Annotated in this window: 16 protein-coding genes and 1 pseudogene; 6 read left to right on the plus strand and 11 right to left on the minus strand. The window is 75.1% G+C overall.

Translation table 11 applies throughout. The annotated features are described in order from the left end of the window. Positions 1–62: 62 nt before the first annotated feature. Complete coding sequence (locus GEV43_RS37375) at positions 63–515, minus strand: MarR family winged helix-turn-helix transcriptional regulator (protein WP_160825443.1); 453 nt, start codon at positions 513–515, stop codon at positions 63–65. 86 nt (positions 516–601) lie between these two features. Here GEV43_RS37375 and GEV43_RS37380 point away from each other — a divergent pair, with 86 nt between their 5' ends. Then, positions 602–2,152 carry an MDR family MFS transporter gene (locus GEV43_RS37380; protein ID WP_160825444.1) on the plus strand — a complete coding sequence of 517 codons (1,551 nt, stop codon included), beginning with the start codon at positions 602–604 and terminating at the stop codon, positions 2,150–2,152. Positions 2,153–2,158: 6 nt separating this feature from the next. Here the strand turns inward: GEV43_RS37380 and GEV43_RS52130 are convergent, their stop codons facing one another. The 3 genes from GEV43_RS52130 to GEV43_RS37400 form a co-directional block, all read right to left on the minus strand. After that, positions 2,159–3,910: an ATP-binding cassette domain-containing protein gene (locus GEV43_RS52130; protein WP_241684184.1), complete on the minus strand. Its 1,752-nt coding sequence runs from the start codon at positions 3,908–3,910 to the stop codon at positions 2,159–2,161. Positions 3,911–4,092: 182 nt separating this feature from the next. Then, positions 4,093–4,764, minus strand: coding sequence for a response regulator transcription factor (locus GEV43_RS37395; protein ID WP_160825446.1), 672 nt, complete (start codon positions 4,762–4,764; stop codon positions 4,093–4,095). A 4-nt stretch (positions 4,765–4,768) separates the two neighbouring features. Next, entirely contained in the window at positions 4,769–5,800 is a 1,032-nt protein-coding gene (locus GEV43_RS37400) for a LacI family DNA-binding transcriptional regulator (RefSeq protein ID WP_160825447.1), read from the minus strand. Between the two features lie 85 nt (positions 5,801–5,885). Between GEV43_RS37400 and GEV43_RS37405 the strand changes: the two genes are divergently transcribed. Genes GEV43_RS37405 through GEV43_RS37420 form a run of 4 tightly spaced genes read left to right on the plus strand, consistent with a single transcriptional unit; the run spans position 5,886 to position 11,089 of the window. Continuing rightward, positions 5,886–7,241 (plus strand): NCS2 family permease, encoded by a 1,356-nt coding sequence (locus GEV43_RS37405; protein ID WP_160825448.1) that lies wholly within the window; start codon positions 5,886–5,888, stop codon positions 7,239–7,241. Positions 7,242–7,253: 12 nt separating this feature from the next. Next, positions 7,254–8,951 carry an adenine deaminase C-terminal domain-containing protein gene (locus GEV43_RS37410; protein WP_160825449.1) on the plus strand — a complete coding sequence of 566 codons (1,698 nt, stop codon included), beginning with the start codon at positions 7,254–7,256 and terminating at the stop codon, positions 8,949–8,951. Continuing rightward, positions 8,951–9,757 carry an alpha/beta fold hydrolase gene (locus GEV43_RS37415; protein ID WP_160825450.1) on the plus strand — a complete coding sequence of 269 codons (807 nt, stop codon included), beginning with the start codon at positions 8,951–8,953 and terminating at the stop codon, positions 9,755–9,757. Before GEV43_RS37410 ends, GEV43_RS37415 begins: the two co-directional genes overlap by 1 nt. A 24-nt stretch (positions 9,758–9,781) precedes the next feature. Then, complete coding sequence (locus GEV43_RS37420) at positions 9,782–11,089, plus strand: MFS transporter (RefSeq protein WP_160825451.1); 1,308 nt, start codon at positions 9,782–9,784, stop codon at positions 11,087–11,089. Here GEV43_RS37420 and GEV43_RS37425 read toward each other — a convergent pair. The 3 genes from GEV43_RS37425 to GEV43_RS37435 form a co-directional block, all read right to left on the minus strand. Continuing rightward, a complete protein-coding gene (locus GEV43_RS37425) occupies positions 11,034–12,185 on the minus strand; it encodes a histidine kinase (protein WP_309240133.1) in 1,152 nt (383 codons plus the stop codon). The genes GEV43_RS37420 and GEV43_RS37425 overlap by 56 nt on opposite strands. Positions 12,186–12,277: 92 nt before the next feature. Next, complete coding sequence (locus GEV43_RS37430) at positions 12,278–13,048, minus strand: ABC transporter ATP-binding protein (protein WP_160825452.1); 771 nt, start codon at positions 13,046–13,048, stop codon at positions 12,278–12,280. Further along, positions 13,041–13,952, minus strand: a complete 912-nt coding sequence (locus tag GEV43_RS37435; RefSeq protein WP_160825453.1) for an ABC transporter permease — start codon at positions 13,950–13,952, stop codon at positions 13,041–13,043. The genes GEV43_RS37430 and GEV43_RS37435 overlap by 8 nt, the downstream gene beginning before the upstream one ends. 135 nt (positions 13,953–14,087) lie before the next feature. Here GEV43_RS37435 and GEV43_RS37440 point away from each other — a divergent pair, with 135 nt between their 5' ends. Then, a complete protein-coding gene (locus tag GEV43_RS37440; RefSeq protein WP_160825454.1) occupies positions 14,088–14,714 on the plus strand; it encodes a TetR/AcrR family transcriptional regulator in 627 nt (208 codons plus the stop codon). Positions 14,715–14,875: 161 nt separating this feature from the next. On the opposite strand, the gene GEV43_RS37445 is transcribed toward GEV43_RS37440, so the two are convergent. The 4 genes and pseudogenes from GEV43_RS37445 to zwf all read right to left on the minus strand — a co-directional run bounded on the left by GEV43_RS37445 (position 14,876) and on the right by zwf (position 19,635). Beyond that, the gene (locus GEV43_RS37445; RefSeq protein ID WP_309240134.1) at positions 14,876–16,078 is read right to left on the minus strand and encodes an Ig-like domain-containing protein; all 1,203 of its coding nucleotides are present in this window, start codon (positions 16,076–16,078) and stop codon (positions 14,876–14,878) included. A 180-nt stretch (positions 16,079–16,258) separates the two neighbouring features. Continuing rightward, positions 16,259–17,035 carry a 6-phosphogluconolactonase gene (gene pgl, locus GEV43_RS37450; protein WP_309240135.1) on the minus strand — a complete coding sequence of 259 codons (777 nt, stop codon included), beginning with the start codon at positions 17,033–17,035 and terminating at the stop codon, positions 16,259–16,261. Further along, positions 17,032–18,111: a glucose-6-phosphate dehydrogenase assembly protein OpcA gene (locus GEV43_RS37455; RefSeq protein WP_160825456.1), complete on the minus strand. Its 1,080-nt coding sequence runs from the start codon at positions 18,109–18,111 to the stop codon at positions 17,032–17,034. Before GEV43_RS37455 ends, pgl begins: the two co-directional genes overlap by 4 nt. Positions 18,112–18,113: 2 nt before the next feature. Further along, positions 18,114–19,635, minus strand: a pseudogene (gene zwf, locus GEV43_RS37460) (glucose-6-phosphate dehydrogenase). Positions 19,636–19,694: the final 59 nt, after the last annotated feature.

The following is a 19,694-nucleotide window of genomic DNA, read 5'->3' on the forward strand; positions in this document are numbered from 1 at the left end:
GCGTTCCTCCTCGTGGGGGACGCCTCCGATGCTGGGCTCTGCCCCAGGGGCAAGGTCAAACCTCAGCCGGCGAAGCCGTCCAGGAACCGGTCGAGCAGGCGGGCGAACTCGCGGCGCTCCTCGGCGGTCCAGCCGTCGAGCGCCTCGGCGATGTGCCGGTGCCGCGTCACCCGGGCGGCCTCGACGACGCCGCGGCCCTCGTCGGTCAGCTCCAGGCGGATCCGGCGGCCGTCCTCCTGCGAGGCGACCCGGCGGACGTAGCCGGACTTCACGGCCTCGGCGACGATCCGGCTGCCCCGGGACGCGTCGACGCCGAGGCGGGCGGCGACGAGGCCGACGCTCATCTCCTGGCCGGGGCCGTCCGGGCCCTCGTCGATCACGTCCACCAGATGCAGGATCTGGAGGTCCACGGGGAGGTGGTGCTCGCGCAGCGCCGCCTTCCCGAGCCGCTGCCGCGACATCCCGCGGCGCAGCCGGACCATGTTCCGCTCCACGGCGGTCACCGGGTCGTCCATGCCGCCGAGTCTAGCGGGACGGTTGCGTTCCACATGTGTGTGCTCTTAGCATCTAAATGCTTTAGTCAGCTAAGTGAGGAGCGCACATGAACGTGCCCATGGGACGGCGCGAGCGGCTGCTGGTGTTCGGCGGGCTGCTGCTCGCGGGGCTGATGTCGTCCCTGGACGCGACCGTCCTCGGCACGGCGCTGCCGACGATCGTCGGCGACCTCGGCGGCCTGGACCGGCTCGCCTGGGTCTCCACCGCCTACGTCCTCGCGACCAGCGTCGCCGTCCCCCTGTCGGGACGGCTGGGCGACCTGTTCGGCCGCAGGCCCGTGCTGCTCGCCGGCCTCGCCGCGTTCCTCGCGGGGTCGGCGGCGTGCGGCGCGGCGCCGACGATGACGCTGCTGATCGCGTTCCGCGTGGTCCAGGGCGCGGGCGCGGGCTGCCTGCTCAGCTCGATGTTCGCGCTCACCGGCGAGCTGTTCGAGCCGCGGGAGCGGGCGCGCTACCAGGGCTACTCGGCGATCGTCTTCGCCGTGTCCAGCGTCGCGGGCCCGCTCGTCGGCGGCCTCCTCACCGACCACGCGTCCTGGCGGTGGGCCTTCTACCTCAACCTGCCGCTCGGGCTCGCCGCGCTCGCGACCACCCTGCTGTTCCTGCGGCTGCCGAAGCCGAAGGGGCGGCCCCGGGTCGACTACCCCGGCATCGTCCTGCTCGGCGGCGCGGTCACCTGCTTCACCCTGCTGACGAGCTGGGCGGGCGGACGGTACGCGTGGGCCTCGGCCGAGACGCTCGGCCTCGCCGCTGCGACCGCCGTCCTGCTCGCGCTGTGGCTCCTCGCCGAACGGCGCGCGGCCGAGCCGGTGATCCCGCCCCGGCTGTTCCGCGACCGCTCGTTCGCGATCGCGTGCGCGGTCGCGGCCGTCGGCGGCGCGACGGGCTTCGGCCTCGCCACGTACCTGCCCATGTTCTTCCAGGTCGTCGGGGGCGCGGGCGCCACCGAGTCGGGCCTGCTCCTGCTGCCGATGATGGCGGCGCTGCTGGCGTCCTCGTCGCTCGCCGGGCGGCGCATCGCCCGGACCGGCCGCTACCACCGGCTGCCCGCCGCGAGCATGGCGGTCAGCGCCGCCGGGGTCGCGCTGCTCGCCACCATGGACACCGGGACGGGCCTGGTCGCCGCCGGGGCGTTCATGGCGGTCCTCGGTTTCGGCGCCGGCCTGTCGCAGCAGGTCGTCCTGCTCGTCGCGCAGAACTCCGCGCCGCCGCGCGACCTCGGCGCGGCCAGCTCGGGCGTGTTCGCCGCCCGGATGGTCGGGACCGCGGCCGGGATGGCGGTGTTCGGCTCGATCGTCTCCGGCCGGTTCGCGGCCGAGGTCGGGAAGCGGGTCCCGGCCGGACGGGTGCCCTCGTTCGACGACGCCGTCCGGCCGGAGGTGCTGCGCACCCTTCCCGCGCCGGTCCGGGACGGCGTCGCCGAGGCGTTCGCGCACGCGTTCTCGGTGCTGTTCGCCGCGTCGCTGCCGCTGCTGGCCGTCGGGCTCGCCGCCGCCCTCCTGCTCAGGCACGTCCCCCTCGCCGAACGCGGCCCCGGCCGGCCGGGCGGGGAGCCCGACCGGCCCGGGGCCGCGGCGCGCGAGGGGGCGGACGGCTGAGGCCCGCTACTTCACCTCGCGGCGGGCGAGCCGGACCGCGCCCGCCGCGAGGGGGACCAGCAGCCACACCGCCAGGGACGTCCCGACGCGGGCCCACTCCTCACCGCTGACGCCCGTCTCGTACAGCACGTTCAACGTCTGGTTGGTGTCGAGCCAGCCCGCCGGGCCCTTCAGCCTGTCGATCATCTCGCCGAGCGTGCTCCAGAGCGTGGGCAGCAGGAAGTACAGCACGATCGAGACGGCCGGGTTCATGAACAGCATCCCGAACGCCACGCCGATCGCCAGCGTGACCACCGCGAACAGCACGGCCGTGGCGAACAGCGAAGGCGGCAGCGACCAGCTCCCGCCCGACAGCCCGGCCGCGCCGCCGACCGCGCGGGCCAGCACCGCCACCGCGCCGCCGAACGCCGCGAACGCCGCCGCCAGGCCCGCCCCGGCCAGCAGCTTGGCGGCGAGCACCCGCTCGCGCTCGGGCACCAGCGCGAACGTCGTCAGCGCGGTCCGCTGCGACCACTCGCCCGTCACCGCGAGGATGCCGAGGACCGGCAGCAGCAGCGCGACCCCGGTCTGCGACGCCACGAACATCTCCCGCAGCGACTGCTCCTCCTCGTCCATCGCGAACAGCACGACCGGCATCATCGCGACGGCCGTCAGCCCGATGAGGACCAGCAGCCAGCGCCCCGCGCGGGTGTCGGTCATCTTGCGCAGCTCGACGGCGACGAGCCGTCCGAGCGGCGGCCGGGGCGGGTCGAGCAGCGCGCCCGGCGCGGTCGCCTGGGCGGTCGGCGCGGTCATCGGACGTCCTCCTTCTCCGTGGCGATCCGGGCCGGGACGGGGGCCGCGGCGGCCGAGCCGTTCGCTGCGGGCGGCGCGGCGGGTGCGGGCGGCGCGGTGAGGGACAGGAACAGCTCCTCCAGGCCGCCCCCGCCGGCTTGGCGCAGCTCCAGCAGGACGGCGCCCGCCGCGGCGGCGGCCCGTCCCACCGCCTCCGGCGTCCCGTCCACGACGAGCGCGCCGCCCTCCGCCGGGCGGGCCCCAGCCCGGCCGCGGCCAGCGCGGCGGCCAGCGCCCCCGGATCCAGCGCCCGCACCAGCGTCCCCGCCGGGCCCGACAGCAGGTCGTCCTTGGTCCCCTCGGCGGCCACCCGGCCGTTCGCGATGACCACGAACCGGTCCGCGACCGCCTCGACCTCCCGCAGCAGGTGGGACGAGAGCAGCACCGTCCCGCCCCGGTCGGCGAAGTCGCGCAGCAGCCCCGCATCCAGAAGATCCCCTCGGGGTCCAGGCCGTTCGCGGGCTCGTCCAGGATCAGCACGCTCGGGTCGCCGATCAGCGCCTGCGCGATCCCGAGCCGCTGCCGCATCCCGAGCGAGTAGCCGCCGACCCGGCGCCCGGCCGCCTTCGGCGACAGCCCGACCGTGTCCAGGGACCGCTTCACCCGGTCCTGCTCCACCCCGAGGATCCGCGCGGTCAGCGCCAGCGTCTCCCGCCCCGTGCGGCCCGCGTGCTGCGCCGCGGCGTCGAGCAGCACCCCGACGTGCCGCCCCGGATTGGCGATCCTCCGGTACGGCACGCCCTTCACGGTGGCGCTCCCGGCCGTCGGCGGCGTCAGCCCGCAGATCATCCGCATCGTGGTCGACTTCCCGGCCCCGTTCGGGCCGAGGAAGCCGGTCACGGTGCCGGGCTCGCACCGGAACGTCACGTCCCGGACCGCGTCGACCTCTCCGTAGCGCTTCGTCAGGCGTTCAACACTGATCATGCATCCAGCGTCGCAAGCGCGGAGGGCCCGCCGCGTCGGCCGATGGTCGGCGCCGCCGCGACCGAAGTCGAAGCGCCCCGGGCCGAAAGGCCATCCCGTACGGCACGGCGGGACCGGACGGTCGGCGGGGCCGTACGGCACGGCGGGACCGGACGGTCGGCGGGGCCGGGGCGCCCGCGGGCTCACCCCGCCGGGTCGGCGGTCCCCGCGTCGTGGACGAGCAGCGCGATCTGCACGCGGTTGTTGAGCTCCAGCTTGGTCAGCAGCCGCGACACGTACGCCTTGACGGTCGCGACGCTCAGCGACAGCTCGCGGCCGATCTCGCTGTTGGTGCGGCCCCGGCCGACGAGCGCCGCGACCGCGCGCTCGCCCTCGCTCAGCCGCCCGAGCAGCTCGCGGGCCCGCTCGCGGCGCGGATCGACGCCGGTGTCGGCGACGTAGGTCATCATCTTGCGCAGCACGGCGGGCGACATCATCGGCTCCCCGGACGCCACCTGCCGGATCGCGCGGACGATCTCCGCGGGCGGGGTGTGCTTGAGCAGGAACCCGCTCGCCCCCGCCCGCATCGCCCGCAGGATGTGGTCGTCGGTGTCGAACGTGGTCAGGATGATGATCTCGGGGGGCTCCCGGCGCGCGCGCAGCCGCTCGGTCGCGGCGAGGCCGTCCAGGCGCGGCATCCGGATGTCCATGAGCACCACGTCCGGCCGGTGCTCGTTGACCGCCGGGACGACCTCCGCGCCGTCGGCGACGTCCGCGACGACCTCCAGGTCCTCCGCCCCGGCCAGCATCATCGACAGGCCCGCCCGGACGAGCGCGTCGTCGTCCACGATCAGCACGCGGGTCGGAGAGTCCATCCGCTCACTCTACGGGCCGGGCGCGCTCCCGATCACCCCGGCGGCGCCCCGTCCCGGCGCCCCGTCCCGGCGCGGCCGTGGAGGCGCGGGGGAGGAGCGTCACGCCGAGGGTCTGGTGGGCGGGCGTCCCCGGACGGCTTGAGCGCGCCAGGTCCAGCAGGCGCTCCACCGCGAGGCGGCCCGCCTCGGCGCCCGGCACGCGCAGCGCCGTGACGTCCGGCATGGCGAGGCCCGCCGCCGACAGGTCGTCGGCGCAGGCGAGGCTGAGGTCGCCGGGGGCGCGCAGGCCCTTCATGGTCATCCGGTGCAGCAGGCCGAGCAGGACCGTGCTGCTGTAGGCGACGACGGCGGTGCAGCCGGAGGCCGCGACGGCGTCGAACGCCCGGGTCCCGGCGTCGAACTCGGGCGGGTACGGCCCCGAGGCGGCGATCTCGGCGTCCGGCATGGCCCGCCGCAGCTCGCGCAGGCGCCGCCGGTCCAGCCACGACCCCTCGGGGCCGCCCAGGTACGCGACGCGCGCGTGGCCGAGGGCGGCGAGGTGGGCGCCGAGCCCGGCCATCCCGCCCGGGGTGTCGATGACCACCGAGCTGACGCCGCGGACCCGCCGGTTGAGGGTGACCAGCGGGAGCCGCCGGGCGGCCTCGGCGAGCCGGGCCGCGGGCGCGGCGGGGCCGACGGCGGCGAAGCCGTCCACCCGGTCGGCGAGCCGTTCGAACAGGGCCTCCTCGCGGGCGGCCGACCCGTCGGTCACCACGACGATCAGCTCGGACCCGGCCTCCTCGGCGGCCTCCTGCGCGCCCGCGATGATCGGGGCGTGGAACGGGTTGGCGAGCGAGGCGACGGCGAAGGCCAGCAGCCCGGCGCGGCCGGTGGCGAGGGCGCGGGCGGCCGGATGGTGCCGGTAGCCGAGCCGTTCGGCGGTGGCCAGCACCCGCGACCGGGTGGCCTCGGAGACCATGCCGGGACGGGTCAGGGCGCGCGACACGGTGGAGGCCGACACCCCCGCCTCACGTGCGACGTCGTCCAGCCGCGTCATCGCTTGCCCCCTTCCGGCCGGTATCCTATCGTGCAAGCGCTTGCAGCTCACCTGCTGCAAGCGATTGCACCTCTGAGGAGCATGGATGGTCACAGATGCCGGGCAGCGGGGCCCGTCGAGCCCGCCGGGCCGCGCGCGGCCCTCGACGCTCGACCGCTTCTTCAAGCTGAGCGAGCGGGGCACCTCGGTCCGGACCGAGGTGGTCGCGGGCCTCAGCATGTTCCTCGCGGCGGCGTACGTCGTGGTGGTCGTGCCCGGCATGCTCGCCGACGCCGGGGTGCCCCGCGCGGCGGCCACCACCGGCGTGATCGTCACGGTGGTCCTGGCGACGCTGTTCATGGGCCTGTACGCCAACCTGCCGTTCGTGCTCGCCCCGGGCCTCGGCGGCGTCGCCCTCGTCGCGGTCACGCTGATCCAGCACGACCAGGTGCCCTACCCGGTCGCGATGGGCATGGTGTTCTGGTCCGGCGTGGCGTTCCTGGCGCTGACCCTGCTCGGCGTCCGGCAGCTCGTCACCCGCGTCATCCCCGACTCGGTGCGGCTGTCGATCGGCGCGGCGATCGGGCTCTACATCGCGATGCTCGGGTTCCGCTCGGCCGGGCTGATCGAGTTCGGGCCGAAGGGGATGAAGCTCGGCGACCTCGGCTCGCACTCGGCCTGGCTCGCGATCGGCGGCCTGGTCGTGGTGACCGCGCTCGCGTCCCGCAAGGTGCCCGGCGCGCTGCTGATCACCATGGTCGCGCTGACCGTCGTCGCGATCCCGCTGGACGTGGCCAAGGTGCCGGACTCGCTGTTCGAGCTGCCCGCCGGGCTCGGCCCGGTCGGGTTCGAGGTCGACATCCTCGGCGCGCTCAAGCCCGACTACCTGCCCTACCTGTTCGCCCTGTTCGCGGCGGAGTTCTTCTCCACGACCGGCGTCGTGCTCGCCGTCGGCGAACGGGTCGGGCTCGCCAACGACAAGGGCGAGATCCCGAACGTCAACAAGCCGTTCCTCGTCGACTCGGTCAGCGTGATCGGCGGCTCGGCGATCGGCGGGCCGAGCGTCACCACCTACCTGGAGTCGGCCGCGGGCTCGGACTCCGGCGGCCGGACCGGGCTGACCTCCGTCGTCACCGGCGGCCTGTTCGCCGTCCTGCTGCTGCTCACCCCGCTCGCCACCATGATCCCGCAGGCCGTCACCGCGCCCGTGCTGGTGTTCATCGGGCTCGGGATGCTGGCCGGGCTCCGCAAGGTCGACATGTCCGACCCGACCGACGCGATCCCGGCGGCGCTCGTGGTGGCCTGCACGCTGTTCTGGGGCAACTTCGGCACCGGCATCGCCGCCGGGCTGACCGCCTACGTGCTGATCAAGGCCGTGGCGGGACGGTTCAAGGAGATCCACCTCGGGATGTGGGTCATGCTGCCGTTCCTCCTCTACTTCTTCTACAACTCCGTCCACTGATCGGGGGATCAGGTGCACGACATCCGCATCCGCGGGGGCCGGGTCGTCTCGGTCTTCACCGGCGAGACCTTCGAGGCCGACGTCCTCGTCACCGGCGAGACGATCACCGGCGTCGTCCCGCCGTCCGCGCCCGGCGCGGCGCGCGAGGAGCTGGACGCGGCCGGGAGGCTGGTCGTCCCCGGCTTCCTCGACGCGCACATGCACGTCGAGAGCTCGTTCCTCACGCCCGCCGCGTTCGCCTGGCTGACGCTGCCGCGCGGCACCACCACCGTCCTCGCCGACCCGCACGAGATCGTCAACGTCGCGGGCCGCGAGGCGATGCGCTGGATGGTCGGCGCGGGCCGGGCGACGCCGCAGACGCAGCTGTGGGGCGTGCCGTCCTGCGTGCCCGCGCTCGCCGGGTTCGAGCACTCCGGCGCCCACCTGGACGCCGCCGACGTGGACGAACTGCTCGGCTGGGACGGCGTCCGCGCCCTCGCCGAGGTGATGGACTACCGCGCGGTCGTGTCCGGCGACCCGCGGATGCACTCGATCATCGGCGCGGCCCGCGACCGGGGCGTGATCCTCGACGGGCACTGCCCCGGGCTGTCCGGCGAGGAGCTGAGCCGGTACATGGCGACCGGGATCGACTCCGACCACACCAAGAACACCCCCGAGGTCGCCGTCGAGAAGGCCCGGCTCGGCATGACGGTCATGCTCCAGGAGAAGTGCCTGGAGCCCGAGGTCGCCGCCGCGCTGCTCGCGCTGCCGATGCTCCCGCCGTTCTGCCTGGTCACCGACGACCTCGCCGCCGACCACATCGCCGCGCGGGGCCACCTGGACCACATCGCCCGCACGGCCGTCGCCGCCGGGCTGCCCGCGCTCGACGTCCTGCGCGCCCTCACCTGGACCCCGGCGCAGCGGCTGCGGCTCCCGGACCGGGGCGTCGTCGCGCCGGGCAAGCGCGCCGACCTCGTCCTGCTGGACGGGCCGCTGGAGGACTTCGCCGTCCACACCGTCCTCGCGGGCGGGCGCGTCGTCGCGGAGGGCGGCCGCGCCGCCTACCCCGAGCCCCGCCCGGAGGGCCGGCCGTTCAGCGGGTCCGTGCACGTGGACGGGCTGCCGGACGGCGAGTACGCGTGGCGGGTGGACCTGCCGGACGGGCCGCACCGCTTCCGGGCGCTGCGCGTCAACCCGGTCGACACCTACACCGAGCCCGCCGAGATCGAGCTCGACGTGCGCGGCGGCGTCGTCGCGTGGGAGGGGCGCGCCGCGCTGTGCTGGGTCCGCAACCGGCACGGCCGCGACCACACCGCCTGCGTGCCCGTGACGGGGATGGACCTCGCGGACGGCGCGGTCACCACGACGTACGCGCACGACAGCCACAACCTGGTCACGCTCGGCACCACCCGCGCGTCGATGCGGGCCGCCGCCGAGGCCGTCCTCGCGGGCGACGGGGGAGTGGCGGTCGCGCGCGGCGGGACGGTCACCGCGCGGCTGCCGCTCGGCGTCGGCGGCGTGATGTCGGCCGAGCCGGCCGCGGCCGTGGCGGACGCCTCCCGCCTCGTGCGCGAGGAGCTCGCCGCGTGGGGCTGGCGGCACCGCAACCCGTTCATGAGCGTGTCCACCCTGACGCTGGCGGTCTCGCCGACCGTGAAGATCACCGACCTCGGGCTGGTGGACGTGCTGGCCCGCGACTGGGCCCCGCGGGTCCTGGACGGATGCCACTGATGCGCGCACGCAAGGGCGCGGCGCCCGGCCACGGCGGCGTCGAGCTGGCCTACGAGGAGCTCGGCCGCCCCGACGCGCCGGGCCTGCTGATCCTGCACGGCCTCTACACGCGCGGCTCGTCGTGGCGGCCGATCGCCGAACGGTTCGCGGACCGGTTCCGCGTCGTGCTCCCCGACCAGCGCGGGCACGGCGCGAGCGGCAAGCCGGACGGCCCGTACGACCGGGCCGCGTTCGCCGCCGACGCCGCCGCCCTGATCGAACGGCTCGGCCTCGGCCCCGCCGTCGTCGCCGGGCACTCGATGGGCGCCATCACGTCCTGGATGCTCGCGCACCGCCGCCCCGACCTGGTCCGCGCGTTCGCCGCCGTCGACATGCACCCCGACACCACCCGCACGCCCGACCAGGCGCGCACGCGCGCGTGGGTGGAGGGCTGGCCGCTGCCGTTCCCGTCGTGGGACGCGTTCTTCGGCTACTTCGGCGAACGGGTCGGCGCCTACCTCGCCCCCTCGTTCGTCCGGGACGAGAGCGACGGACTCGTGCCGGTGTTCCGCCGCGAGCACGTCCTCGCCTGCCGCGAGGACTGGACGGCGCACTCCTACGAGCCCGAGCTGCTGGCCGCTGCCCGCCCGGCGCTGCTGGTCAAGGGTTCGCTGTCGGACGTCACGGACGCGTCCCTCGACGCGGTCGCCCGCGTCCTGCCCGACTGCTCCGTGGCGACCGTCGAGGACGCGACGCACTACGTCCCCGCCGAGCAGCCCGAACGCCTCGCCGACGCCCTGGAGCCGTTCCTGGCCCGCTTCGCCTGAGCGGGCGGCGGGTACGCCCCGCCCATGCCCCTCCGCGCGGCGCGGTCCCCTCCCGCGCGCCTGCCCGCCCGCGTGTTCCTGGCCGGGCAGGCGGTGTCGGCGCTCGGCGACGGCCTCGCGCTGCTGGCCGTCCCGCTGCTCGTCCTGCGGCTGACGCACGACCCGCTCGCCGCCGGGCTGGCCGCCGCGCCGCGCGGGATCGGGTACCTCCTCGCGGGCGTCCCGGCGGGCCCGGTCGCCGACCGGCTCAGCCCCTGGACGACCCTGATCGCGTCCGACGCCGTCCGGACGGCGGTCTTCGTCGCGCTGCCGGTGCTCGCCTGGTGCGGCGGCGCCCGGCTGTGGCTCGTCCTCGCCCTGGCGTTCCTGTCGGGGGCGGCCACGGTCTTCTTCGACGCCGCCCTCGCCGTCGCCGTCAAGGACCTGTTCCCCGGGCCCGGCCTGCTGCGCGCCAACTCCGCCCTGGAGGCCGCCGCGCAGGCGTCCCAGGTCGCCGGTCCCGCGCTGGTCGGCGTCCTCGCCGCCGCCGTCGGCCCGGAACCGGCGCTGCTGCTCAACGCCGCCACGTACGCCGTGTCGCTGGCGTCCCTCGCGGCCGTGGCGCGCCGCCGCCCGGCGGCCCGTCCGGCGCGGGCGGACGGGCCGGTGCGCGCGTTCGGGGAGGGCGTCCGGTTCGTGCTGGCGTTCCGGCCGCTGCTCGTGCTGACCGCCCTCCAGACGATGGTCAACCTGTGCCTCGCCGTGGACACGCTGATCGTCTTCCTCGCCCGCGTCACCCTCGGCCTGTCCCCGGCGGCGGTCGGCGCCGCCGTCGCGGCGGGCGGCCTCGGCGGGCTCGGCGGCGCGCTCGCCGCGCCCGCCCTGGCGGCCCGCCTCGGCCCCCTGCGGGCCCTGTCGGCCGCCATCGGCGTCGCCGCCGCGTCCCTGCTGGCCATGGGGCTCGCCACCGCCTGGTGGGCGCTGCTCGCGGCGAACGCCGTTCAGGTGTGGGCGGTGACCGTCGCGAGCGTCGTCAACCGCGCCACCCGGCAGGCGTGGATCCCCCGCGAGCTCATGGGCCGCGCCACGACGGCGGTGCGGGCGCTGTTCCTCGCGGCGACGCCGGTCGGCGCGGCGGCGGCCGGGGCGCTCACCGGCGCCTGCGGGGACGACCCGCGCCCGGTGTTCCTCGGGGCGGGCCTCGCCGCCGGCGCGCTGATCGCCGCCGGGTGGACGGCCGCGCTGCGCCGCTACGACACGTCCGCCCTCGCCTCGGCGGCGGACGGGGCGCGGCCGGTCACGCGTCCGGGAGGGGGAGGCGGGCGGCCAGGCGGAAGCGGCCCTCCGGGCTGAGGCCGTGGTCCAGCGTGCCGCCGATCATGCCGACGCGCTCGGCCAGCCCGACCAGCCCCGCGCCCGCGCCGGGCAGGGCCGGCGGGCGCGGGCCCGGCGGCAGCGGGTTGTCGATCTCGATGGCCAGGAACGGCCCGACCGCCTCGACCGTCACGCGCACGCGGGCGCCCGGGGCGTGCTTGCGGGCGTTGGTCAGCCCCTCCTGGACGATCCGGTAGGCGTGCCGCCCCACGCGGGCCGGGACCTTCTCCGGGTCGGCGACCCGTTCGTCCAGCGTCACGTGCGCGCCCGCGCGGCGCGACTCCTCGACCAGCGCGGGCAGGTCCGTCAGCGTCGGCTGCGGGCGCTCCGGCTGCGCGCCCGGCGCGGCCTCGCGCAGCACGCCGATCACCTCCCGCAGGTCCTCCATCGCCTCGTACGCGCTGCGGCGGATGACCCCGGCGGCGCGGCGCTGCTCGTCCGGCGCGTCGGCGCGGAACTCCAGGGCCCCCGCGTGGACGGCGAGCAGCGAGATCCGGTGGGCGAGGACGTCGTGCATCTCGCGGGCCAGCCGCTCGCGTTCGAGCAGCCGCGCCTCCTCCACGCGCAGCCGCTGGCCCTCCTCCGCCTGCCGGGCCCGCTCGGTGAGCGACTCGACGAGCTGGCGGCGCGAGCGCACCAGCATCCCGATCGCGACGATCACCGCGTAGACCAGCAGCACCACGGTGACGCTCTCGACGTACTCCCGGTCCGTGCCCGCCAGCCGGAACGTGACGAGCACCCGGACGGCGTTCAGCCCGGCGACGGCCAGCGCCACCCGCCACGGGCGGTGCGACGCCAGCGTGAACAGGCCCATCGCCGTCGCGCCCATCGCCGAGGACGCCAGCAGGTCGCCCACCGACAGCAGCAGGGCGACCTGGACCGGCCACCGGCGCCGGAACAGCAGCAGGACCAGGCAGGCCGCGCCCCCCACCGCCAGGTCCGAGGGCAGGTGGACGTGCTGGCCCGGCATCGGGTCCACCTGCGCCGAGCGGAGCATGAGCAGGCCGAGCACCACCGCGACGGCCGTGACCGCCGCGTCGGACGCCCTCTCGCGCATCGCCGGCCGGAGTCTCACCAGGCCAACGCTACCCAGCCCGCGGTACGGGGAGACCTCGCCAAGGTCGCGCCCGCATCGACTTTGGTCCACGGACGGGCCCCGCGCGGCCGTCACCGCCCCCGGGCGAACTCCTCGTAGGCGCCGGCCACCTCGTCCGTCGGCCCGTCCATGCGGATCACGCCCGCCTCCAGCCAGATCGTCCGCTCGCAGGTCTCGCGGATCGTGCCCAGGCTGTGGCTGACGAGGAACACCGTGCCCGCCTGCTCGCGCAGCTCCCGCACCCGCTCCTGGCTGCGCCGCCGGAACCCCGCGTCGCCCGTCGCCAGCGCCTCGTCGATCATCAGCACGTCGTGGGTCTTGGCGGCGGCGATCGCGAACCGCAGCCGCGCCGCCATCCCCGACGAGTACGTCCGCATCGGCAGCGAGCTGAAGTCGCCGCGCTCGTCGATGCCGGAGAAGTCGACGATGTCGTCCGCGCACTCCCGGACCTCCCGCGGGCGCATCCCCATGGCGAGGCAGCCGAGGACGACGTTGCGCTCGCCCGTGAGGTCGTTCATCAGCGCCGCGTTGACGCCGAGGAGCGCCGGCTGCCCGTCGGTGTAGACGCGGCCCTCGTGCGGCGGCAGCAGGCCCGCGACGGCGCGCAGCAGCGTGGACTTGCCCGAGCCGTTGCTGCCGATCAGGCCGATCGCCTCGCCCCGGTAGGCGGTGAAGCTCACGCCCTTGACCGCGTGCACCTCGCGGACGGCGGGGGACCGGCGGCGCCGCAGCAGGCGGCCGAGCGCCGACGGGGCCGGGCCGCGTCCCGCCGCCGAGCCGTGCACCCGGTAGACGATGTGCAGCCCGTCGGCGATGACGGTGGGAACGCGCGTCTCAGCCACGTCCGTACTCCTTCTCGGCCTGCCAGAAGAAGAGGTAGCCGCCCGCGCCCACCGCGGCGGTCCACGCGAGGACCAGCGGCCACGCGTGCGCGGGCAGGCCGGACCGGGGCACCGAGTCCATCAGGGCGTACCGCATCAGGTCGATGAACAGCAGTGCCGGATTGGCGTTCAGCAGCGCGGCGGCCCAGCCCGGGGCGTGCTCGGTGAGCCCCCGCAGGTCGTAGAACACGCCGGAGGCGTACATCCAGGTCCGCATCGCGAACGGCATGAGCTGCGCGGCGTCGGTCTCCCGCGCGCCGATCCGCGCCACGGCCATGGCGAGGCCCGCGTTGAACGCCGACTGCGCCGCCAGCACCGGGACGACCAGCAGCCAGCGGGCCGTGACCGGCTCCCCGGACGCCACGACGATCACCATCAGCACGGCCATCGAGAACAGCAGCTGCTGGAGCTGGAGCAGCGTGGAGGCCAGCGGCAGGCACGCCCTCGGGAAGTGCAGCGCCCGGATCAGGGCGAGGTTGCCCTGCACCGCCCGCGTCCCCGCCAGCACGGCGCTCTGCGTGAACCCGAAGACGAACACCCCCGTGCACAGGAACGGCACGAAGCCGTGCGTCCCGTGCCGGGTGCCGAGCAGCAGCCCGAAGACCAGGTAGTAGACCGCCGCGTTCAGCAGCGGCGTGATGACCTGCCAGAGCCCGCCGAGCCGCGCGCCGGTGTGCATGGCGTTCAGCCGGGCGGTGGCGAACGCGGCGATGAAGTGGCGGCGCGACCACAGCCGCCGCCCGTAGACGGCCGGGCCGGGCCGGGACCCGCTCACCGTCAGCCCGTACCGCGCGGCCAGCTCGGCGGGTCCCACCTCCGTGTCCGGGGCCCGCGTCGCGGCGCCGGCCCGCTGTCGTCCGCTCACGTCGGTATCCTTCCCGGCATTTCACGACAGAACGCTACCGTCCCGTCGTCCCGTTCGACGGTAGGGCAGGGCCACGTCGGAACGCAACCGTTTCGTCGTGGCGGGCGCGTACCGCCGTGCCGGTAGGGTGAGGCCATGCCAGCCGATCCCCGGGCCTCCCGGCGTGCCCCCGCCGGAGCCGCCGTGCTCCGGGAGGACATCACCGAGGCCATCCGGCTCGCCGTCCTGGAGGAGCTCGCGGCGCACGGCTACGGGCGGATGTCGATCGAGGCCGTCGCCCGCCGGGCCGGCGTCGGCAAGACCGCCGTCTACCGGCGGTGGCCGTCCAAGCTGCGGCTGGTCATCGACGTGGTGTCGGCCGTCGCCGTCCAGGACGTGGCGATCCCCGACACCGGCACGCTGCGCGGGGACGTCCGCGACCTGCTGGGCAAGATCGCCCGCGCGCTGCGCGACCCGCTGGCCACCCAGATCGTCCCCGACCTGCTCGCCGAGGCGGCCCGCAACCCCGACATCGCCCGCACCCTGGAGGCGGCGCTCCGCGACACCCAGCAGAGCGTGGTCACCGAGGTGCTCGGCAACGCGGCGGCCCGCGGCGAGCTGCCCGCGGGCGCCGACGCCGACCTGGCCCTCGACCTGATCACGGGCCCGCTCTACTGGCGCCTCGCCGTGGCCCGCACCACCCTGCCCGCCGACTACCTGGACGACCTGGCCGCCGCCACCACCGCCGCCCTCACCGCGCCCCGCACGACTCGGGACGGCTAAGGGGCTCCTCCAACGCCCCAAGCCATCGCGCGAGTGCGTTGACTGTCCGGGGGAGGCGAGGCCGAAGGCGAGCCTCCCCCGGACAGATCGCGAAGCGATGCAGCACTCGCAAAGCAGCGGTCAGGACGCGAGCCGCCAGGCGAGCGTCCTGGGCCGGGGCTTCAATTAAGCGCTGTGCCCGTGACCGGGGCGCCGAGGGCGCTGCCCTTGAGCCACTCGGTCCAGGACTTGGCCCAGGGGGTCGGGCCGTTGCCGAACTGGAGCTTGCGGGTCGTGCCCGTGACCTCGATGATGTCGCCCCGGTTGGTGAAGTCGAAGAACCACTTGGCGTCGTCGGGGGCGGCGTTCACGCAGCCGTGGCTGACGTTGGAGTTGCCCTGCGAGCCGGTCGACCACGGCGCGGAGTGGACGAACGTGCCGCTGTAGGTCATGCGGACGTTCCACTTGGTCGGGATCCGGTACGCGCCGGGGTCGCCGGTCGTGGCGGAGTCCATCACCATGCTCGCGGCCTTCTCCTGCGCGATCATGACGCCGGTGTAGCTGTCGTCGCCGGGCTTGCCGAGGCTGACCTTCATGGTCCGCTCGGTGCTGCCGCCGTTGGTCACCTTCGCCCGGTGCGTCTCGGCGTTGATCGTGGTGATGTGCCTCGGGCCCACGGTGAACGTGAGCGTGCGGTCCTTCATGCCCCAGAGGCCGTCGCCCGCCTTCAGGCCCGCCAGCCTCGCGACGACCTTGACCTTCTCGCCGGACGGCCAGTACTCGCGGGGCCGGAAGTCGACCTCCTTGTCGCTGATCCAGTACCAGGCGCCCTCGACCGGCTTGGACATGCGCACCTCAAGGGCGCGCTCCACCGCCTGCTTTCCGGCCTTGGTCGGCACCGGCTGGGTCAGCAAGAGCTGGACGGGCATCCCGACGCCGACCGTCTCGCCCTCCAGCGGCGACATCCCGCTCTCCAGCTTCTTGCGCGGTGTCAGCGTCGTGAACGCCGCCGTGGCGTTGATCTGCTTGCCGCCGTCGCCGGTGCCGCGCGCGGTGACCGTGTAGGACGTCGCCGGGCGCAGCGGACGCGTCGTCCGCCACGACTTCCCGTCGGGCGCGAGGGCGCCCTCGGCCTTGTAGCGGCCCTTGGCGTCGGCGACGGTCACCGCGGTGACCTTGGCCTTGTCGGCCTTCACCGTCACCGGCTGGTCGGGCGACACCTGCCTGGCGCCCTGCGCCGGGCTGATCGCGAGCGTCCCGGCGGGACCGCCGTCCTTGCCGCCGTCCTTGCCGCCGTCGCCGTCGCCCCCCGACGAGCAGCCGGCGGCGACCGCCGCCGCGCAGACGATCGCCACTCCCGCGAGCCCGGCCCGACCCTTGAGCACCTTGGAACTCCTCATCGCTCGACACGGGATTCCCCCCGTTCGCCAGAGTATGCGGCGTCGCGCCCCGATCTGGTCGGGACGACGGATACGCGGCGCGCGGAGGAGGCCCGGAACGGGACGGACCGTGCGGCCCTCCGGGGAGGGGCGCACGGTCCGCGACCGGCCGGTGGAGCGGCGTGCCTAGGGCGAGGCGATGCGCTCGATGCCGGGCGGCAGCTCCGCCGCCGCGGCGCGGTCGAGCAGGTACAGCGTGGCGCGCCGCCCGCGCGCGCCCGCGACCGGGACCTGGACGGGGCCCGCGCCCGACAGGCCGAGCCGTACGGCCTTGGCCTTCGACGAGCCCGCCGCCAGCACCCACACCTCGTGCGCCGCCCTGATCGCGGGCAGCGTCAGGGACAGCCGCGTCGGCGGCGGCTTCGGGGCGCCGCGCACCGCGACGACCGGGCGCTCGTCGTACAGCGCGGGCATCTCCGGGAACAGCGACGCCACGTGCGCGTCCGGCCCGACGCCGAGCATCAGCACGTCGAACGACGGGACGGGCCCGTGGTCCTCGGGACGGGCGGCGGCGCGCAGCTCGGCCGCGTACCGTTCGGCGGCCAGCTCCGGGTCGCCGTCGTCGGGGCCGTCGCTCGCGGGCATCGGGTGCACCCGCGCCGGGTCGAGGCCGACGTGCGAGAGCAGCGCGTCGCGGGCGCCGGTCTCGTTGCGGTCGGGGTCGCCGGTCGGCAGGAACCGCTCGTCGCCCCACCACACGTCCAGCGCGCGCCAGTCGATCGCGTCGCGCGCGCCGGTCGCGGCGAGCGCGGCCAGCACGGCGGTGCCGACGCCGCCGCCGGTCAGCACGACCGACGCCGACCCGCGCGCCGCCTGCGCGTCCACGATCCGCGTCACCAGCCGCGCCGCGACCGCCTTGGCCAGCAGCTCCTGGTCGCGGTGGACCAGGACCGTCGGCGTCACGACTCTTCCGCCGGCTTCTTGCGGGCCGCGCGCGGCTTGGCCGTACGGCTCGCGGAAGCCTTGCCCTCCGACGTCCCGGCCGACGTCCCGCGCGCGGCGCCCTCGGCGGTCGCGGCGCTCGGCGAGTCCGACACCGGGTCGGCGGCGACGCCCTGCGACGACCCGGCCGCCAGGTCCTTGGCGAAGCGGACCGCCGCCTCCTGGTAGACCTCGTCGGGGTCGAGGCGGCGCAGCTCCTCGGCGAGCAGCTCGGGCATGTGCCGCCGCATCAGCGACACCTGCCGGTCGGGCTGGCCGGTCCGCGACAGCGTCGCGACCCGCCCGTCCGGGCGGGAGATGCCGAGCTCGCCGGACTCGGTCGCGAGCCGCACCCCGGTGATCCCCGGACCGTCCGACACGGCGCGGCCGACCGGCACGCCGAGCCGCACCGACAGCCACGCGGCCAGCAGCTCCGCGCTCGGGCTGTCGGGCTCGGCCGCCACCTCGCCGGAGACGATCTCGTCGTGGTCCTGGTCGAGCGCCGCCGCGAGCAGCGACCGCCACGACGTCAGCCGGGTCCACGTGAAGTCGGTGTCGCCCGGCTGGTAGCCATTGGCGAGCTGCGCGAGCGTGCCGAGCCGGTCGCGGGCCGCGTACGAGTCGGTCACGCGGCGCTGCGCGAGCCGGCCGAGCGGGTCGGCCGACGGCACCTTCGGGACCTTGCCGCCCGGCCACCACGTCACCACGGGCGTGTCGGGCATCAGCAGGGGGACCACCACCGAGTCGGCGTGCTCGGCGAGCGGCCCGTACATGCGCAGCAGCACGGTCTCGCCGGGGCCGGTCTCGCCCATCCGGATCTCGGCGTCCAGCCGGGAGGAGTTGCCGCGCGCGTCGCGGGAGATGACGGTCAGGACGCGGCAGGGGTGCTCGCGGGCCGCCTCGGTGGCCGCCCGGACCGCGTCGTACTGCGCCGACTCGTCCGTCACGATGATCAGCGTCAGCACCATGCCGATCGCCGGCCCGCCCATCAGGTGCCGGGCCTGCGTCAGCGCGTCCTGGATGCGCCGGGTGGTGGTGTCGGTGAGATCGATGTTCATCGCTAGAGTCGCCTCCAAGTACGGCCGTCGCGCGCCATCAGCTCGTCGGCGCTGTCGGGCCCGTAGCCGCCGGACTTGTACTGGTCGAGCGCGCCCTGCGCGGCCCAGTACTCCTCGATCGGGTCGAGGATCTTCCAGGACAGCTCGACCTCCTCCTGCCGGGGGAACAGCGGGGGGTCGCCGATCAGCACGTCGAGCAGCAGCCGCTCGTACGCCTCGGGGGACGCCTCGGTGAACGACTCGCCGTAGGCGAAGTCCATGTTGACGTCGCGGATCTCCATCGAGGTGCCCGGCACCTTCGACCCGAACCGCACCGTGATGCCCTCGTCCGGCTGCACCCGCATCACCAGGGCGTTCTGCCCGAGCTCCTCGGTGTCGGTGTGCGAGAACGGCAGGTGCGGCGCCTGCTGGAACACCATCGCGACCTCGGTCACGCGGCGGCTGAGGCGCTTGCCGGTGCGCAGGTAGAACGGCACCCCGGCCCAGCGGCGGTTGTCGATGTCGAGCTTGACGGCCGCGTAGGTCTCGGTGTGGGAGTCCTTCGGGATGCCCTCCTCGTCCAGGTAGCCGCGGACGTTCACGCCGCCCTGCCAGCCCGCCGCGTACTGCCCGCGCGCGGTGGAGGTGGCGAGGTCGCCCGGCACCCGCACCGAGGACAGGATCTTGGCCTTCTCGGCGCGGACGGCCTCGGCGCTGAACGAGGTGGGCTCCTCCATCGCGGTCAGCGCGAGGAGCTGGAGCAGGTGGTTCTGGATCACGTCGCGGGCGGCGCCGATCCCGTCGTAGTAGCCCGCGCGCCCGCCGATGCCGATGTCCTCGGCCATCGTGATCTGCACGTGGTCGACGTACGACCGGTTCCAGATCGGCTCGAACATCGTGTTGGCGAACCGCAGCGCCAGGATGTTCTGCACCGTCTCCTTGCCGAGGTAGTGGTCGATCCGGAAGATCGACTCCTCGGGGAAGACGCGGTGCACGGTGTCGTTGAGCTCCTGCGCGCTCGCCAGGTCGTGCCCGAACGGCTTCTCCACGACGACCCGCCGCCATGCCCCGTGGCCGCGCTCGGCGAGGCCGCTGCGCTGGAGCTGCTCCACGACCTGGGGGAAGAACTTCGGGGGATCGACAGGTAGAAGGCGTAGTTGCCGCCGGTGCCGCGGCTCTCGTCCAGCTCCTTGACCGCCATCGCGAGCGCGTCGAACGCGCCCGGGTCGCCGAACTCGCCGGGCACGAAGTGCATGCCCTCGGCGAGGTGCTCCCAGACGTCCTCGCGGAACGGGGTGCGCGCGTGCTCCTTGACGGACTCGTACGCGATCTGGCGGAAGTCCTGGTGGTCCCACTCGCGGCGGGCGAAGCCGACCAGCGAGAACCCCGGGGCAGCAGCCCCCGGTTGGCCAGGTCGTAGATCGCCGGCAGCAGCTTCTTGCGCGACAGGTCCCCGGTCACGCCGAACAGCACCAGCACGCACGGTCCGGCGACCCGTGGCAGGCGCTTGTCGCGCGGATCGCGGAGCGGGTTGGCGGTGGTCACGTGGCGGCCCCCTCTTCTCGCACTATGCCGTGGACCGTTCTTGCCCACTGACTCGTCCT

The organism is Actinomadura sp. J1-007, assembly GCF_009793335.1.
Classification (GTDB): Bacteria; Actinomycetota; Actinomycetes; order Streptosporangiales; family Streptosporangiaceae; genus Spirillospora; species Spirillospora yumaensis.

Excerpts from the sequence above, each read along its gene's own strand:
- GEV43_RS37375 (WP_160825443.1), bottom strand. The coding sequence starts at position 515 with ATGGACGACCCGGTGACCGCCGTGGAGCGGAACATGGTCCGGCTGCGC.
- GEV43_RS37380 (WP_160825444.1), top strand. The coding sequence starts at position 602 with ATGAACGTGCCCATGGGACGGCGCGAGCGGCTGCTGGTGTTCGGCGGG.
- GEV43_RS52130 (WP_241684184.1), bottom strand. The coding sequence starts at position 3,910 with ATGATCAGTGTTGAACGCCTGACGAAGCGCTACGGAGAGGTCGACGCG.
- GEV43_RS37395 (WP_160825446.1), bottom strand. The coding sequence starts at position 4,764 with ATGGACTCTCCGACCCGCGTGCTGATCGTGGACGACGACGCGCTCGTC.
- GEV43_RS37400 (WP_160825447.1), bottom strand. The coding sequence starts at position 5,800 with ATGACGCGGCTGGACGACGTCGCACGTGAGGCGGGGGTGTCGGCCTCC.
- GEV43_RS37405 (WP_160825448.1), top strand. The coding sequence starts at position 5,886 with ATGGTCACAGATGCCGGGCAGCGGGGCCCGTCGAGCCCGCCGGGCCGC.
- GEV43_RS37415 (WP_160825450.1), top strand. The coding sequence starts at position 8,951 with ATGCGCGCACGCAAGGGCGCGGCGCCCGGCCACGGCGGCGTCGAGCTG.
- GEV43_RS37420 (WP_160825451.1), top strand. The coding sequence starts at position 9,782 with ATGCCCCTCCGCGCGGCGCGGTCCCCTCCCGCGCGCCTGCCCGCCCGC.
- GEV43_RS37440 (WP_160825454.1), top strand. The coding sequence starts at position 14,088 with ATGCCAGCCGATCCCCGGGCCTCCCGGCGTGCCCCCGCCGGAGCCGCC.
- GEV43_RS37455 (WP_160825456.1), bottom strand. The coding sequence starts at position 18,111 with ATGAACATCGATCTCACCGACACCACCACCCGGCGCATCCAGGACGCG.